The organism is Photobacterium nomapromontoriensis (assembly GCF_050336815.1).
In the GTDB taxonomy this organism is placed as follows: Bacteria; Pseudomonadota; Gammaproteobacteria; order Enterobacterales; family Vibrionaceae; genus Photobacterium; species Photobacterium nomapromontoriensis.
Genome location: NZ_JAKJSL010000015.1, coordinates 226,913 through 243,486 on the forward strand (window position 1 = coordinate 226,913; position 16,574 = coordinate 243,486).

Sequence of the window (16,574 nt, forward strand, 5' to 3'; positions counted from 1 at the left end):
TTTAGGGGGAGTGTGCTATGGAGACAACCACCAAGTCAAAAACACTCAGTGATGGCCCAGATTGGACGTTCGATCTGTTAGAGCAATACCGCGTGGAAATTAATCGCGTCGCTAATCATTATCGACTTGATACTTATCCCAACCAGATCGAGATCATCACTGCCGAACAGATGATGGATGCCTATTCCAGTATCGGGATGCCCATTAACTACCACCACTGGTCATTCGGCAAGCGCTTTATCGAAACGGAACGGGGGTACAAACACGGCCAGATGGGGCTAGCCTATGAGATCGTGATCAATGCCGATCCTTGTATCTCCTATCTAATGGAAGAAAATACTATCACCATGCAGGCATTGGTGATGGCCCATGCCTGCTATGGACATAATTCCTTCTTTAAAGGCAATTATTTGTTCAAAACCTGGACCGATGCCAGTTCCATCGTTGATTACCTGCTATTTGCCCGCAAGTATATTACCGAATGTGAGGAAAAGTATGGGCTTGATGAAGTCGAGAAGCTGCTCGACTCCTGCCATGCCTTAATGAACTATGGCGTTGATCGTTATAAACGTCCGCAAAAAATTTCCATGGTGGAGGAAAAAGCCCGTCAAAAAGCCCGAGAGGATTATCTCCAAACTCAGGTCAATGCACTATGGCGAACCATTCCTGTCCAGCAAGAAAAAGAATCAGTGACTGAAGAACAGCGCTACCCTGCTGAACCACAAGAGAATATTCTTTATTTCATTGAAAAACATGCTCCACTCCTTGAGCCTTGGCAACGTGAAATAGTCCGAATTGTGCGTAAAGTCAGCCAGTATTTTTACCCACAAAAACAGACTCAGGTCATGAATGAAGGCTGGGCGACTTTTTGGCACTATACCATCCTCAACCATCTCTATGATGAAGGGCTTGTTACCGAGCGGTTTATTCTTGAGTTTTTACACAGCCATACCAATGTGGTGGCACAACCTGATTACAACAGCAAATTTTACAGCGGTATAAACCCGTACGCGCTTGGCTTTGCTATGTTCCAAGACATCCGACGGATCTGCGAACACCCAACTGAGGAGGATAAATACTGGTTCCCGGATATCGCGGGGAAAAACTGGCTGGATACACTCCATTTTGCGATGGAAAACTTTAAGGACGAAAGCTTTATCAGCCAATTCCTGTCGCCTAAAATTATTCGTGACTTCAAGCTGTTTGCCGTCAATGATGATGACAGGCATAACTATATTGAAGTCAGTGCAATCCATAATGAGGAAGGCTATCGGGCTATTCGGGAGAAGTTGTCTTCTCAATATAACCTCAGCAACAACGAGCCGAATATTCAAGTCTGGAATGTAGCGCTCAAAGGTGATCGCTCATTGACCTTACGTTACGTACCGCACAACCGAATCCCTCTGGCTGATGGTCATCAGGAAGTGTTAAAGCATATGCATCGGCTATGGGGCTTTGATGTCACATTAGAAGAAGAGCTTACCGACGGGCGCACTCAGATCATCGGCACCTGTCCGACCAGAAACCAGTACAATACGGAAATTTAGCGCGGTAACTCACAGTGCCTAGGCTCGCTTTCCACCAATAAAAAAGGAGATGCTTTAGCATCTCCTTTTGGCAACTCACTTATTTTACAGTAATACTATTACTGCTCTTCTTCATACAAATAACGCGCAATTTCAATCCGGTTAGCATACCAAATAGTGCCACTTTCACGGCCATATTTACGGATACGATCAGCCACCAATTCTGGTTGGTGATTATCACAGTATGATTTCACATCACGGTAGAATGCCAATGCTAATTCACAGGCCTCTTTCGACATGAAATAGTAACCGCCAACGCGAGTATAGATTTTACGCAAGCCATTAATTGTCAAAACATACAGCGTATTACCTGATTTTGTCGCCATACCTTGGAACATGCGGTAGTCATAATAATTGAAGGCACGAGCGCGACAAACGGCTTCACACAGCTCAGGATCTTCTTTGCCGTATTTATCGACAATTTTCTTAATTTCCTGTGCTAGCTCCACTTTATCATCACTGTTTTCAATAAAATCAGCAAAGCTCTCTACCTTGAGTAAAGACTCACACTCTTCAATCACATGCGCAATCAGCGCAGCTGACTCTTCAGGATTACCTTTTATTGCATAACGCATATAAACGCTGCTAATGTCAGTACGTGCTGACAATAAGTCTTCCAGTACGCTCTGAACATCCTGTCCGTCTAAGGTAATTAATGTATCAAGAATACTCAGCCCTGAAGTGTCCATATAGTTGTTCACCCGCGTCGGCTTACCATGCTGAATAGTCAGCCAACCGTCACGAGCTAATCGCTGTAACACTTCTCGAAGGGTTGTACGGGTAACGCCAATGAGTTCAGACAATTCGCGTTCTGCAGGAAGAATTGAGCCCTGTGGGAAGTGATTATTCCAGATACTCTCAATGATGTATTTCTCAGCAAATGTTGCTGGGCTATCAGCCTTTATTACCATCTGATTAATTTTCCAGTTGCTTCTTGCTCTATTTTTATTAACTCATCATACCACCAGTTTTCACCGATTGCCTACCCAATTGCTCAAACAAGCACTCGAACCAGTCACAATACACTGTAAGTGAATATGTAAAAGTGATATTAACTGCATCTATTTCCTAGGTTCATCGCCATCTGAAGCAAAACTTGACGAAGCGCAAAGTAATCTGAAAGGTGTAATAATATATTTCAAAATCACGTGCAAATCCCGTGTATACACCGCGTTTTTCGATGAATTTTAACAATCTTAAATAAGTTCATTGAGAAGAACTTGACTGATCTAGATCACGCGGTAGAGTTAGCACGTTTTAACATTGGGAGCTGAACGGAAGCTGCTGCCTGCTTTAAATTAAATACCGTCCTGATGATGGTGTTTAGCTTAAAGGGTCTCTAAGAACACGTAACCAGAATAATAAAACAATGGTTAGCCTGCTCTCTGACTTCACGGCGAGATAGACCACAGCTCTTACTCCATCTATTGCGTATTTAAGAGACTCGAACACATGGCAATTTCGCTAGGGAACGCCTTTATAAAAAACTTTCTGGGTAAAGCGCCAGATTGGTATAAAGTCGCAATCATCGCCTTTCTAATCATCAACCCAATCGTATTCTTCCTGATTGATCCATTTACCGCAGGTTGGTTGCTGGTTATTGAATTCATTTTTACACTTGCTATGGCGTTGAAATGTTACCCTCTACAACCCGGGGGCCTGCTCGCTATTGAAGCTGTCGCCATTGGCATGACCAGCCCTGAAATGGTAAAGCATGAATTACTTGCCAACATTGAAGTATTGCTACTATTGATCTTCATGGTCGCAGGCATCTACTTCATGAAGCAGCTGCTACTTTATATCTTTACTAAAATACTCATTGGCATCCAATCAAAAATCTTATTGTCACTCGCTTTCTGTGTGATGGCTGCATTTTTATCCGCATTCCTTGATGCCCTAACAGTCATCGCAGTGGTGATCAGCGTTACCATCGGTTTCTACAGCATTTACCACAAAGTGGCTTCAGGCCAAGAACCTCATAGTTCGCATGACCATACGTCAGACAGTCAAATCCTTGAAGTAAGTCGTGATGACCTAGAAAACTACCGTGCGTTCCTGCGCAGCCTGCTAATGCATGCTGGTATCGGTACCGCGTTGGGTGGCGTTATGACCATGGTGGGTGAACCTCAGAACTTGATCATTGCCGATCAAGCTGGCTGGCAGTTTGGCGAATTCATTATTCGCATGTCCCCGGTTACCGTTCCCGTCTTTTTCTGTGGCTTGCTAACTTGCGTATTGGTTGAGAAATTCCAAATCTGTGGTTACGGTGCACGTCTACCTGAAAATGTTCGTAAAATTCTGGTTGAGTTCGATAAAGAAGAGCAAAAGCAGCGTACTAACCTTGATTACGCAAAACTCATTGTCCAGGTTATCATTGCAGTATGGCTGATTGTTGGCCTTGCCATGCATTTAGCTGCTGTCGGCCTTATCGGTTTGACCGTTATTATTCTTGCAACCTCATTTACGGGGATTACTGACGAGCATTCACTAGGCAAGGCCTTTGAAGAGGCACTACCGTTTACGGCATTATTGGCAGTATTCTTCTCTGTTGTTGCGGTAATTATTGATCAACAACTCTTCGCGCCAATCATTCAAATGGTACTGAGCCTAGAAGGCACAGCCCAGATGACCATGTTCTACGTGGCTAACGGCTTACTTTCAATGGTGTCTGATAATGTCTTCGTCGGCACGGTCTACATCAACGAAGTAAAAACGGCCCTGGAAAATGGCATCATCTCGCGCGATCAATTTGATATGCTGGCTGTTGCAATCAATACGGGCACTAACTTACCATCAGTGGCAACCCCGAACGGGCAGGCTGCGTTCTTGTTCGCGCTTACCTCGGCACTGGCACCACTGATCCGATTATCTTATGGCCGCATGGTATATATGGCTCTGCCATATACCATTGTCCTTGCTTTAGTTGGTCTGGCTTGTATCGAGTTCACTCTGGTTCCAATGACACAGTTGTTCTACGATATGGGCTGGCTAGCACATTCCGTTACGGAAGCGGCGTCACAGGTTGCACCAACTGTTGGACATTAATTGAATTTTTCATAATGAAAATTGACTAACCATCAGTTGTCGTATAAACAAAGCCCTGACTTGTCAGGGCTTTGTAATATTGAATCAGGAATAATTCATGCATTTTTTAAACACTTTTTCTAAAAGTCGCCTCTCATGGTTACTGCTGCTGGCTTTCATCATTTTCTTTGAAGGTTGCGCCCTATTCTTCCAGCATGTCATGAAACTCGATCCGTGCGTCATGTGTGTCTATGAGCGAGTAGCTATGGCAGGGATTGCTATATCTGCCATCATCGGCTTAATGGCGCCACACAATACCGTGATACGCTGGGTAGGCTTACTCGGCTGGGGTTATAGCGCCTATCACGGTCTGGTGCTCTCTATTCAGCATGTCAGCTATCAGTTCCCTGAGTTTCCATGGTCTGCATCCTGCGATCTTGTGGTCAACTTTCCAAGCTGGGCACCGTTAAACCAGTGGGTACCTTGGATGTTCGAAGCCTCTGGTGACTGCGCTGAAATTGTCTGGGAGTTCTTAGGTCTGTCGATGCCACAATGGCTGGAAATTATTTTTGCCGCTAACCTTGCCGCATTAGCCATTATTGTTGTGGCACAGTTTTTTGGTACGAAGAAAAACTGATTCGAGGTTCGAGGTTCGAGGTTCGAGGTTCGAGGTTAAAGTATCAAGTACAAAAAAGCGAGAGGTATAATTAACCACTCGCTTTTTTATTACTCAGCATGCCGAATTCACTATGCTTATTTCGCTAGCAAAGCATCAACTATCGGATAGTCTGCCGGGCACAAAGAAAAATCGCTTATCTTATCCAGTGTCACCCATAGCGCCTGCTGATGGCTATGCAGTATCAGCTCACCAGATTGCCAGTGGGATACATACCCTTTTAGGTGGATCAGCTTATCACCGTAGTCAAACACACTATCCGCAAGAAATCGGCCCGTGACACTCTCAATAGCAAGCTCCTCCTGAAGTTCACGATGTAGGGCTTGCTCGGGTGTTTCTCCTACCTCAACCTTCCCGCCAGGGAACTCCCATAAACCGCCTTGAGAAGCATGCTCAAAGCGCTGGGCAAGCAAGACTTTCCCATCCTTTTCGATCACACCTGCGACCACAAGCAGCACCGGTTTTGAAGGTGATGGGGATAATTGATTGTCCATGACCAATGTATTATTTACCGCAACACTGTTTAAACTTCTTACCGCTACCACACAGGCAGGCATCATTTCGGCCTGTCTCTTTGTATGGATTCACCGCCTGAGCAGCCGCGCCCTGTTGAATTTCATCGGCTGCCATCACCACTTCCGTCAGCATTAACGGTAGCTGTGCGTATAAAGACTCGGGAGCTGGCATCCCCATCACCCCGGCTTCCGCCATTTGAGCCAAGGTATTGGTTTCATCTTGCATCAGCATCATGGTCGTGATGAAGGCAGACAACATGCGTACGGTGCCATCTGTCATTGGCTGCTCAGCCCAGTTTGGTTCAATCAACGGCCAAACTGTCAGAAACCCTTCCGCAAACTGGCTCATCGCAACGGTTAGGCCTTGGTTTTCATCCCAACTAAGCTCTGTTGGCAGCTCGTATTCTCCCGCCTTGATATAACGATACTGCAACTCAAAATGATTCAAAATGGCCATTTTATCGTCATTACTTACTGCGACAGGCTCATCCTCATCAACGCCGCCCGTGATTAGCAATGGTAACCACATTTCGGGATCAAGTGGCTTCGGGTTTGAATTGGCCGCCAGTAGTGCACCTTCAATGAAGGTTGCAGGCATTCCATCCCAAGCTAGCGGCAATGTCATTAATTGTGTCATGGTTCCAATCTCGTCTCACATCGGTAATGGTCGCCGATTATATACCCAAGCTTCATCAGGATGATAGGAACGCGATAAAACGGTTGAAGTTCATGCTGAACAATGGCAAAAATGATGACGTTGAAGCAATTATTATGATGGTGAACAGGAATGACGAGTAACAAGGCCATAATTGCCGGCGCCAGTGGATTGGTGGGAGATGAGCTCTTACACCTCCTACTCAGCCATCCAGACTTTAGTCATGTTTATTCTCTTACGCGGCGGGAGCTATCTCTACATAGCAGTAAGCTAAAGCAAATTATCCATCCCAACTTACGTATTACTGAATGGGAAAACACCAACCCGACCCCAACATTTGGTTTTATTTGCCTAGGCTCCACCAAAAAACAAGCTGGCAGTAAACACGCTCTCGAAGCAGTCGATTACCAGCTAGTTAAAGAGGTCGCCCACAGTATGAAGTTACTGGGGGTAAAACATCTTGTGGTCATTTCCAGCTTGTTTGCCTGTTCGTTGTCGCCATCACACTATCTGCGTTGTAAGGGAAAAATGGAAAAAGCGCTCATTGCGATGGGGTTTGAACATTGCCTCGTTGTCCGCCCCGGCCCGCTAAAAGGTGATCGCTCCGAGCCAAGAACCGATGAACGCTGGGTTCAGCGTCTGTTTGATATCCTCCATCCCTTACTCATTGGCCCTCTCGCCAATCTGGAGCCGATTCCGGCAGAAAAGGTCGCCAAGTACATGCTGAAGTTAGCCTTAGCCGCAGACAGACGCGAGCTCCCCGCGGTTGTGACGCGTTCTGGCAGGATGTTATTAGACAAGCCCGCCGATACCCTCTAAAATCTCGCACCCAATCAATCACTATTTGGCCCTTGGCACAAAGAGAGAATCAATGCGAGTAATTTTAGGCCCGATGGAAGGTGTACTGGATCACCTAATGCGGGAAATGCTGACAGAAATCAACGACTACGATTTATGCGTAACCGAATTTATTCGCGTGGTTGATCAGCTACTGCCAAATAGTGTGTTCTACCGGATGTGCCCTGAATTACACCATGGCGGTAAAACACCGTCAGGCACGCCAGTACGGGTACAGCTACTGGGGCAAGATCCTAACTGGCTGGCAGAAAATGCCCATCGCGCGACGATGCTAGGCTCGCCCGGCATTGATATCAATTTTGGTTGCCCAGCCAAAGCGGTCAACAAAAGTCGGGGTGGCGCTGTATTGCTACAAGATCCGGCGCTCATATACGACATCATCAAAGCGGTGCGAGCAGCTACCGATCCCCGTTTACCTGTCACGGCCAAGGTGCGTCTCGGGTGGGATGATCCTAACCACTGTTTCGAAATCGCCGATGCGGTCGCTCAAGCAGGCGGAGACGAAATTGTCGTCCATGCCCGCACCAAAACTGATGGCTACAAAGCAGAAAACATTAAGTGGGAATACATCCATCAGCTCAAGCAAAAAATCACCATGCCGATTATTGCCAATGGCGAAGTGTGGAATTATCAGGATGGCCAACGCTGTATCGCGGCAACAGGCACTGATGCGCTGATGGTATGCCGTGGCGCCATCAACCTGCCCAACCTAGGTAATGTGGTAAAATACAATCACAGCCATATGGAGTGGGAGACGGTACTGCAACTACTACTGACGTATTCAACCTACGAAATCAAAGGCGATAAAGGCTTGTATTACCCCAACCGAATCAAACAGTGGTTCGCCTACCTGCGCCACGAATACCCGCAAGCCCAAGCACTGTTTAGCGATATTCGCAAACACAACAAAGCTGCGCCTATTATTGACGTTCTGCAGCAGGCACAGCGAGAGCTTATAGTTTAATTTAAAAGACTGAATGGAGGACTAGCCAATTTCCCTTTTGTGGACGCTTAAGTGTCCACAAAACGTCCACAGAGATCCATAATATATGGTGTGGGTGCGGCTATGATTGACCACACCTAATAAATATAAGCCTTTGAAATGCTTACTATCCCTCGATGCGATTCGGATGATTCAAAATGTGGTCTTCCCAGTCGATGACATCTATCTCGTAAACAATTTTATCACGTACAGACTCATCTGCGGCATGCATGGCGTCTTTCGAGCCAGTCAGCAAAGGATGCCATTCAGGCAGTGGCTGGCCTTCAGCCAGTAAGCGGTAAGCACAAGTGTCCGGAAGCCAGGCAAACTCCTCAATACGTTCACGAGTGAGTTTGAGACACTCTTCGCCCGATTCAAAACGGTTAGCATAGTCTCGGCAAGAACAGGTATTGTTATCAAGCAGGCTGCACGCGACATTGGTGTAATAGATTTCATCAGTGTCGTCATCGATCAACTTATGCAGACAGCACTTACCACAGCCGTCACATAATGCTTCCCATTCCTGATCTGTCATGTCCTGTAAATCTTTTTCTTGCCAATAGTGCGTCATCACTCTGCCTTTTTGTTACCTCACCATTTGGGAAAAAACCCAATGGTCATACTTCGGAGGCGGTTTTATAGCCGCCATGCCAGTAAAGCGCAAGTGATTCTGCAATTTCTGGCCGATTCAGCATGATATCAGGCCATGAATAAGAGTCATTACTATTTAAAGGGGCATTTTTCACTAAATCATGAATTATTTTTGATCCCACCCTATGACGGTGGTAAGTTTCGCAACCTTTCCCAATAAGTGTAGGTGAGTTATGGAGTGTCGTTTAGGGTGTGGGGCATGTTGTATCGCACCAAGTATCTCTTCTGCCATTCCTGGTATGCCAGAAGGCAAGCCCGCAGGAGTGCGCTGTATTCAGCTTAATGAGAATAATCTGTGTAAGATCTTTGGTAAGCCAGAGCGGCCAGCCGTCTGTCATCAGTTTAAAGCGTGCCCATCGCTTTGCGGCAGCAGCTCACAACAAGCATTAGATAACATCATAGAATTAGAAAGCATGACCTGACAGGTCATGCTTTTATCTTGATTGACTCACTACTTTCGTTGAAAATCCATCACTGATTATTCAATAACTTTACCGGTTAGAATTCTCAATACTGACTTTGCATGCTCAACGGCCAGATGACCAGAATGAGTCAGGTAGCCGCCATCTTCACTGGTCACTAACCCTTTTGCATATAAACGCTCAGCAGCTGTCACCATTTCTGGCGCAGCGTTGCTACGCACCTTAATACCTTCCATGTCACTGTGCATTGGGAATTTGATCAACAGGTTCATCTCGTGAACCAAATCTGCATTATATGGCATGTCTTACTCTCTACTTATTCAACTTGATATTAATACTAGCGGGTCGCTGTAAGAAAAATAGGTGATGAGATCATGTCATGTCGAATCTCAACGCGATCAAGTTCAAATTTTTGATATAAAAAAGCCGCTCCCAAGAGCGGCTTTTATCAAAAATCACTTATTGTTCAATAATTAAGCTTGAATACCAACAATTAACCACGGTGCATTAGGGGTTTTTAAATCACGCTCTAAATGCCAAACGTCGGTGATATCTTCTTCAACGCCCTCTACGCGATCTTTGTAACGGCCTGAGAATTTAATGCTCAATTGTGCCAAGTTTGCATTGTAGTCAGCACGAACAAGTTCAGCATCAACATACATCACTTCAGTATGCTGCTCACCGCCCAACTTACCACGCTCAGCCGCTAAGTCTTCAAACAACGCTGGACTAACATACTCTCGAATCTTACCTAATTCATTGTGATTCCAAGCACCTTGGATCGTGCGGTAGTGCTCACGTGAACCATTTAAGAATGCATTCATATTAAAACCAGGAGGCAGGTTAAATGGCACCTCACTGTCAGTCGACACATACTCGTCCTTCGCCGCAGACCCTGCTTGCTGACGGAATTGTGGTTGCTGGCTTCGCTGCTGAGGGGAGTTCCCCGCATAAGCATCTCGATGCCCCATCGGCGTAGATTTAGTGCCTCGCAGCGCTTTAAACAGCTTAAAGATCACAAAGGCAATCAAGCCAATGATCAGGATATCCATAAATTGGATGCCATCAAAACCACCACCAAAGAAGGCAGCGAGTAGACCGCCCGCTAACAGGCCACCGAGTAAACCACCCATCAGGCCTTTTTTACTTGATTTAGCCGCCTGATTAGCAGCGGGTTGTTGCTGTTTCAGGGTATCAGTTTGTTGTGGTTGCTGCTTTTTCACCGGCGCTGTTTTAAAACTTTTACCGAATGATTTACCGCCACCAAAACGCTTCGCCTCAACGTGCGGTGCCGCTAATGACACCGTCAGAATCAGGGCAAATATTGTGAAGATACGTTTCATTACAGAGAATACCTTTGCCTCATATTGGAACTTGCATCGTAAACACCTACCCGTGAATGTCAACTAAAGCTCATCAGCAAATTGTTACCAATATTGAGCATGAATAAAAAAGCCTTGCAAGGAATAGTGATTGTTTTAGGCTAATTACTTACGTCATGACTTTAATAGGCACCACAATGCACGATACACACAGTAAACTTATCGGTTACTTATTATGGATTTTTGGTTTTACCGGTGCTCACCGTTTCTATTACGGTAAGCCCGTAACGGGGACAATCTGGTTTTTTACTCTCGGGCTATGTGGTATTGGCTGGCTTATCGACCTGTTCCTGATCCCATCAATGGATAGAGAAGCTGAACTGCGTTTTCAAAGCGGTGACATTGATTATACCGTGGCCTGGTTATTACTGACCTTTCTTGGGGTATTTGGCTTACATCGCATGTATATGGGTAAATGGTTATCCGGTATCCTCTACCTCTTTACCTTAGGTTTTTTCTTTATCGGTATTTTAGTCGACTTCTGGACACTTAATGAGCAAGTGTCAATTGAGAATCAAAAAGCCAGACGCCACTAACACGCATAACGTCAATGAGTTGTGATGAAGTCTAACGACAGACCTCACAACTCATTAAGAAAATAGCCGTAATCCCACATCAGCCAAGGCCGAGGCTTGACCTGAAATCTCGGTTGCTACTAAAATATCGAACATTGTTCTATAACTTTGACTGCATGTTCAAAAATAGAACAACCAAAGACAACGCTACTTCGTGTCATTGCCGACGTGACGAGCATATTACGATTCACCTGACATTGTTCGATAAAGAGAAATATTCAATGGCAAGAAGAAATGATCATACTCGTGAAGAGTTAGTCGCGATGACACTGGAGCAAGTCAAAAACTTTCTCGCTGAACACCCACATCACGAACTCAGCTTACGTAAAGTCGCTGCAATGATTGGTTATGTCCCCAGCACGCTGGTTAACGTGTTTGGTAACTACAACCTATTACTACTTCATGCCGTAGCACAAACCCTTGATGAGCTGTTTGCCGAAGCAGAAATTCAGATGGCGCAAGCGACATCTGCTGAAGATGCACTCACCAAACTGGCCTACTGCTATCTTGATTTTGCGGTACACAACCCGTATCGCTGGCAACTGATTTTTCAGCACACGATGAACGGTGAGGAATTACCGGAATGGCAAACAGAACGTATCGATAACATGACCGGTATGCTGGAAACTCTGATCCGTCAAATTAATCCAGAACAAAGTAATGCGAATATTCTTGAAGCCAGTCGTGTCCTATGGGCAGGTGTACATGGTATTACGCTACTTACCGTTGATGACAAACTATTTACCTCGTCTCCCGTGGATGGCAAAGCATTAATTGATAATTTAATTAACACTTACCTTAATGCATGGAAAGCGTAATCTATTCATTACGTTAAACGTTGGTCAACTCATCACACTGACGGGCCAACGTTAACCCAACACCCATTACACTCCCGCTCAATATTAATAGTCATCAGCATGAGAAATCACCCTAACAGGATGTAGGTTAATCAATATGTCAGACATGCCTCAGTCTCGCTTACTCACCAAACGGCGTTTTCTACCGTATTTTATCACTCAAGCGTTAGGGGCTTTTAATGATAATGTCTACAAAAATGTCTTACTTATTCTGATCGCCTTTTCTGCACCAGGCACCTTACCCTTTAGCAGTGATCTCATCATCAACCTCGCCGCAGGGCTGTTCATTTTACCTTTTTTCCTCTTTTCGGCCTCTGCCGGAGTACTTTCAGATAAATTCGATAAAGCAAAGATCATGCGAATCGTTAAATTAGCTGAAATTGTCATTATGTCATTAGCCGCCATTGCCTTCATCACAGAAAGTTACCTGATGCTGCTATTACTGCTCTTTCTCATGGGCACTCAGTCTGCGTTTTTCGGTCCGGCAAAATACGCCTTACTTCCTCAGCACCTCAAAAAAGAGGAACTCGTATCAGGCAATGCCTTAGTGGAAACCGGCACCTTCCTTGCCATTCTGATCGGTACCTTACTAGCCGGTATTATCGCAAATCAGAGTCATGCTCCTTATATTGCCGCCATCAGCGTGGTCTCCTTTGCTATTTTCGGTTACCTTAGCTCACGCTGGATCCCCGAAGCGAAAGCCAGCAACCCCACGATTCCTTTTCATTGGCGCCCCATCCGCCAGACTAAACATACTCTAGCGATTGCGCATAAAGACAAAACGATATTCCAGTGTATCATGGGGATCAGCTGGTTCTGGTTTCTTGGTGCCAGCTATCTCACTCAGCTACCCAATTTTGCCAAACTCTACCTCGGCGGTAACGCTGCTGCGGTGTCTTTCCTACTGACATTGTTTTCTGTAGGTATCGCTATCGGATCATTGTTATGCGATCGCCTTTCAGGACACCGAATCGAACCCGGCATTGTGCCGCTTGGCAGCTTAGGAATCACGGTGTTTGGCGCGGGCTTGATGTTTATGTCACCCAATACAGCACCAGAAACCATGGGCATTGCGGCATTCATTACCGATCCCACCCTGTTGGGCGTGTTTATAAGTTTGCTTATGCTGGGGGTCTCTGGCGGTATTTTCATCGTGCCACTCTATGCCATGATGCAGCACCGGGCAAAAGAGAATGAACGGGCACAAATTATCGCCGCCAATAATATCTGGAATTCTATTTTTATGGTGGCGAGCGCAATCAGCGCCATTCTTATCCTGTCGATTTTGGCTTTCTCTATTCCGGCCTTTTTCTTGATCCTTGCCGTACTGAACCTGATGGTCATGATCTATATTTACGTGCAGGTACCGGATTTTTTCTGGCGATTTTTGGTCTGGCTGGTCAGCCATACACTATACCGGGTGAGACACAAAGATCTGTTGAATATACCCGCGAAGGGCGGCGCACTGGTGATCAGTAATCATGTCAGTTACATGGATGCACTACTACTGGCTGGAGCTTGCCCGCGACCAATCCGATTCTTGATGGATCGCGATATTTATAATCTGCCGCTCATCAAAACATTTTGCAGAGCCTGCAAAGTGATCCCTATTGATGCAACCGATAGAAAATCGATTCTCAAAGCGTTTATACAAGTCAGTAAACACCTTGAAGACGGGGATGTGGTGTGTGTATTCCCAGAAGGTCAGCTCACATCAGATGGCGAAATTGGCCCATTCATGCGTGGGATTGACTTGATTATCCGCCGATCCCCCGTCCCCGTCGTACCCGTCGCATTGCAAGGATTATGGGGCAGTTACTTCAGTCATGAAGGTGGACGAGCACTGCTAAAGCGACCAAAACGTTTTTGGTCAAAGGTGAATATTATTGCAGGGGATCCTATTACGCCAGAAGAGGCAAATAGCGACATGCTTCGCGATCAGGTATTGATACTACGAGGTAAAAATAGGTAGAAGCATCCCTGCTTCTGCTTAAGTTTGTCGGCTAGATCACGCTTGAGCCAGCCACTCCGTCAGTGCATGACGAGAGACTTTGATACCATTGCCTTGTAATGCGATAGGCAGACAGATGTAACGAATGGGGCGCTTAAAAGCCGCCACGTGTTGCTTCATGTACGCAGATAACTGCATTATCAAGGCTTCATCCAGTTCAGCCTCAGTGTCAATAATCGCGACCGGCCGCTGGCCAAACTCAGGATCAGATTGTGGAAGTACAAAAGCTTGTGTGACTGAGGGGTGGGCTAACAGCACTTTTTCAATGTCCTCAGGCTGAACATTTTCACCGCCTGAAATAAACATATGATCGGCCCTACCCTGAATATGCAGTTCCTCATCCTGCCAACACGCGAGATCTTTCGTTGCAAACCACTCATGCTCGCTCACCGGAAAAATGGTTTTATTGCGGTAGTAACCTAGACATAAGGCTGCCCCGCGCACCATCACTTCACCGTCTTTGAGCGTGACTTCGCGATAGGGCAGTACGGCACCAACACCCTCTGAGCCATTCGCCAACTTTGCCGTTACCGTCGATGCCATTTCTGTCATCCCGTAACCACTCCAGCACTCTATGCCTCGTTCACTGGCTTGTTGTGTCAGGCTAGATGGGATCATCGCCCCGCCCAGCAGAACCCGCTTCAAACTCAAAGAAGACACGCTATCGCTTTCTAATACCCGCTGAAGCTGCGTCGGGACCAACGAAGCATGCGTCACAGTCTGTAAGGCTTCACTAAACTGATGTGGCGAACAGACTGTCAACTGAGCACCGCGGTACAGCCAGCGCCAGATAATCGCCATGCCAGAGATATGAAAGATCGGCAGTGATAACAACCAGCTATCTTCAGCACTAAACTCAAACCACTCTAGCAATCCAGCCGCACTGGCAAGGTGAGTATGAGCTGAATGGACGACGGCTTTAGGCACCCCAGTCGAGCCCGAGGTCAATGTTAACGTGGCAGCCCGAGTCGGCTGCCACGTTACAGGTACCAGACGTGCATGCTCCGGTGGCAACAAATGCAATCTTGGTGCAACATCGAGTGTCAATTCCGTTTTGGCTGGGTACCAAACATAATCTGGTTGCAACTGGGCAAGCTGCTCATTGATCTCAGCCTGACTAGCCCTTGGGTTAAGCCCGACAAAGCGGGCTCCGACACGTAAGGTTGCCAATAGCAGCCACAATACAGACACGGAGTTAGGGGCAATAACGGCAACCAGTTGATCACGCTTTACGCCTTGCTCAATCAAGCCTTGTGCGTATTCTTCAGCACGAGCTGATAATTCAGCCCAACTAAATTGCTGATCGTCAAAAGATAAAGCAACCGCTGACGGCCGCTCTTTCAACCAATGCTGCCAGGGCCAGGTTGCAAAAATATCAGGCATTATTTCTGCCATACTAGCGCAAGCTCATTGAGGGACTTAACGGGTAACTGGCAATCAGGCCATGGCGTTTCTAACTGGCTCAAGAATAACTGCATGGTATCAAGACCTGGAATAACATCCGGTGTTTGCCATGCGGCAAATCGCGCAAGCTGGTTTAGGCCGAGGCTTGATTCCATGCTCGAGCTGATCACCGCCGTCAAGCCTGCCTCATGAGCTTGTTCAACCAACGTCATACAACGCTGTACCGAACCAACCAAGGTTGGTTTGATCACAATCGCCACCACACCCGGCTCGGCTTTCACCTCAAAGCCTTCATCACGCACAGTCTCATCCCAGGCAATATTAATCCCTGTTTCATTAGCGAACGCCAAGCTATCTGCTGGCGTCATACAAGGCTCTTCGAGAAAAGCGATACCCGCTCGGTGCTCAGGTTTCACATACTTCGCAAACTGCTGAGCTTTCACTGGCGTCCATTTACGGTTCGCATCAAGACGTAAGCGAATATTGGGAATAGATTCAATAAACATGTTGGCAACCATGCCATCACGTACTGCTTCATACATCCCCACTTTGATCTTTGCGACTTTTTCCCCCGGCATCTTGCTCAGTGCAACAACAAGATCATCGGGGTCACCACAGCATAACGGGGCGACCTGATAGTTCCCTTCCGCTGGTAAGCCACCTTGCAGCTCTAGTGCTGCCATACTGAGTCCAAAAGCCACTGATGGTAGCGCTGACGTCAAGTCAAACGAGCCTGTTTCTACCCATTGTTCAAGGTATTGCTGGGCTTGTTCTCCCGCTTCTGCAACATTTTCCTGACTAAACTCAGGCAGTGGGGCAATTTCACCGTAGCCCACTCGCTGGCCATCGGTCAGTTCAACAATCCAGCCATCTCGATTGATCAGACGCTGGGTGCGCAAGATCACACCGGAGTCCATTGGAAGCTGATATTGGTACAGTTTTGCGCTACGCATGATAAAAGTCCATCTACTGATTC

Annotated in this window: 17 protein-coding genes; 9 read left to right on the top strand and 8 right to left on the bottom strand. The window is 46.4% G+C overall.

The window, feature by feature from the left end; genetic code table 11:
- Positions 1-17: 17 nt before the first annotated feature.
- Positions 18-1,547, top strand: a complete 1,530-nt coding sequence (locus tag L4D12_RS01700; RefSeq protein ID WP_428446080.1) for a SpoVR family protein — start codon at positions 18-20, stop codon at positions 1,545-1,547.
- A gap of 98 nt (positions 1,548-1,645) precedes the next feature.
- Here the strand turns inward: L4D12_RS01700 and fadR are convergent, their stop codons facing one another.
- A complete protein-coding gene (fadR, locus tag L4D12_RS01705) occupies positions 1,646-2,497 on the bottom strand; it encodes a fatty acid metabolism transcriptional regulator FadR (RefSeq protein ID WP_428446081.1) in 852 nt (283 codons plus the stop codon).
- 541 nt (positions 2,498-3,038) lie between these two features.
- Here fadR and nhaB point away from each other — a divergent pair.
- On the top strand, positions 3,039-4,631 hold the full coding sequence (gene nhaB / locus L4D12_RS01710) for a Na(+)/H(+) antiporter NhaB (protein ID WP_428446082.1): 1,593 nt from the start codon (positions 3,039-3,041) through the stop codon (positions 4,629-4,631).
- Between the two features lie 97 nt (positions 4,632-4,728).
- Positions 4,729-5,247: a disulfide bond formation protein DsbB gene (gene dsbB / locus L4D12_RS01715; RefSeq protein ID WP_428446083.1), complete on the top strand. Its 519-nt coding sequence runs from the start codon at positions 4,729-4,731 to the stop codon at positions 5,245-5,247.
- Positions 5,248-5,363: 116 nt separating this feature from the next.
- On the opposite strand, the gene L4D12_RS01720 is transcribed toward dsbB, so the two are convergent.
- Together L4D12_RS01720 and L4D12_RS01725 are read right to left on the bottom strand one after the other, a co-directional pair.
- Positions 5,364-5,846 (bottom strand): (deoxy)nucleoside triphosphate pyrophosphohydrolase, encoded by a 483-nt coding sequence (locus tag L4D12_RS01720; RefSeq protein WP_428446084.1) that lies wholly within the window; start codon positions 5,844-5,846, stop codon positions 5,364-5,366.
- Positions 5,791-6,438 carry a YecA/YgfB family protein gene (locus tag L4D12_RS01725; protein ID WP_428446085.1) on the bottom strand — a complete coding sequence of 216 codons (648 nt, stop codon included), beginning with the start codon at positions 6,436-6,438 and terminating at the stop codon, positions 5,791-5,793. The genes L4D12_RS01720 and L4D12_RS01725 overlap by 56 nt, the downstream gene beginning before the upstream one ends.
- 150 nt (positions 6,439-6,588) lie before the next feature.
- On the opposite strand from L4D12_RS01725, the gene L4D12_RS01730 reads away from it, so the two are divergent.
- Positions 6,589-7,275: a Rossmann-fold NAD(P)-binding domain-containing protein gene (locus tag L4D12_RS01730; RefSeq protein WP_428446086.1), complete on the top strand. Its 687-nt coding sequence runs from the start codon at positions 6,589-6,591 to the stop codon at positions 7,273-7,275.
- A 52-nt stretch (positions 7,276-7,327) separates the two neighbouring features.
- A complete protein-coding gene (dusC, locus tag L4D12_RS01735; protein ID WP_428446087.1) occupies positions 7,328-8,278 on the top strand; it encodes a tRNA dihydrouridine(16) synthase DusC in 951 nt (316 codons plus the stop codon).
- A 145-nt stretch (positions 8,279-8,423) separates the two neighbouring features.
- On the opposite strand, the gene L4D12_RS01740 is transcribed toward dusC, so the two are convergent.
- Complete coding sequence (locus tag L4D12_RS01740) at positions 8,424-8,867, bottom strand: YcgN family cysteine cluster protein (RefSeq protein ID WP_428446088.1); 444 nt, start codon at positions 8,865-8,867, stop codon at positions 8,424-8,426.
- A gap of 253 nt (positions 8,868-9,120) precedes the next feature.
- Between L4D12_RS01740 and L4D12_RS01745 the strand changes: the two genes are divergently transcribed.
- The gene (locus L4D12_RS01745) at positions 9,121-9,369 is read left to right on the top strand and encodes a YkgJ family cysteine cluster protein (protein WP_428446089.1); all 249 of its coding nucleotides are present in this window, start codon (positions 9,121-9,123) and stop codon (positions 9,367-9,369) included.
- Between the two features lie 56 nt (positions 9,370-9,425).
- Here L4D12_RS01745 and L4D12_RS01750 read toward each other — a convergent pair whose 3' ends face one another.
- Together L4D12_RS01750 and L4D12_RS01755 are read right to left on the bottom strand one after the other, a co-directional pair.
- Complete coding sequence (locus L4D12_RS01750; protein ID WP_428446090.1) at positions 9,426-9,671, bottom strand: TIGR02647 family protein; 246 nt, start codon at positions 9,669-9,671, stop codon at positions 9,426-9,428.
- A 171-nt stretch (positions 9,672-9,842) separates the two neighbouring features.
- The gene (locus tag L4D12_RS01755) at positions 9,843-10,712 is read right to left on the bottom strand and encodes a Tim44 domain-containing protein (protein ID WP_428446091.1); all 870 of its coding nucleotides are present in this window, start codon (positions 10,710-10,712) and stop codon (positions 9,843-9,845) included.
- Positions 10,713-10,888: 176 nt separating this feature from the next.
- Here L4D12_RS01755 and L4D12_RS01760 point away from each other — a divergent pair, with 176 nt between their 5' ends.
- From L4D12_RS01760 to L4D12_RS01770, 3 genes are all read left to right on the top strand, one after another.
- Positions 10,889-11,287 (top strand): NINE protein, encoded by a 399-nt coding sequence (locus tag L4D12_RS01760; RefSeq protein WP_428446092.1) that lies wholly within the window; start codon positions 10,889-10,891, stop codon positions 11,285-11,287.
- A 260-nt stretch (positions 11,288-11,547) separates the two neighbouring features.
- On the top strand, positions 11,548-12,144 hold the full coding sequence (locus tag L4D12_RS01765; RefSeq protein ID WP_428446093.1) for a TetR/AcrR family transcriptional regulator: 597 nt from the start codon (positions 11,548-11,550) through the stop codon (positions 12,142-12,144).
- Between the two features lie 136 nt (positions 12,145-12,280).
- Positions 12,281-14,155 (top strand): MFS transporter, encoded by a 1,875-nt coding sequence (locus L4D12_RS01770; protein WP_428446094.1) that lies wholly within the window; start codon positions 12,281-12,283, stop codon positions 14,153-14,155.
- Between the two features lie 36 nt (positions 14,156-14,191).
- On the opposite strand, the gene menE is transcribed toward L4D12_RS01770, so the two are convergent.
- Positions 14,192-15,577, bottom strand: coding sequence for an o-succinylbenzoate--CoA ligase (gene menE / locus L4D12_RS01775; RefSeq protein WP_428446095.1), 1,386 nt, complete (start codon positions 15,575-15,577; stop codon positions 14,192-14,194).
- On the bottom strand, positions 15,577-16,551 hold the full coding sequence (gene menC / locus L4D12_RS01780) for an o-succinylbenzoate synthase (protein WP_428446096.1): 975 nt from the start codon (positions 16,549-16,551) through the stop codon (positions 15,577-15,579). The genes menE and menC overlap by 1 nt, the downstream gene beginning before the upstream one ends.
- Positions 16,552-16,574 lie beyond the last annotated feature (23 nt).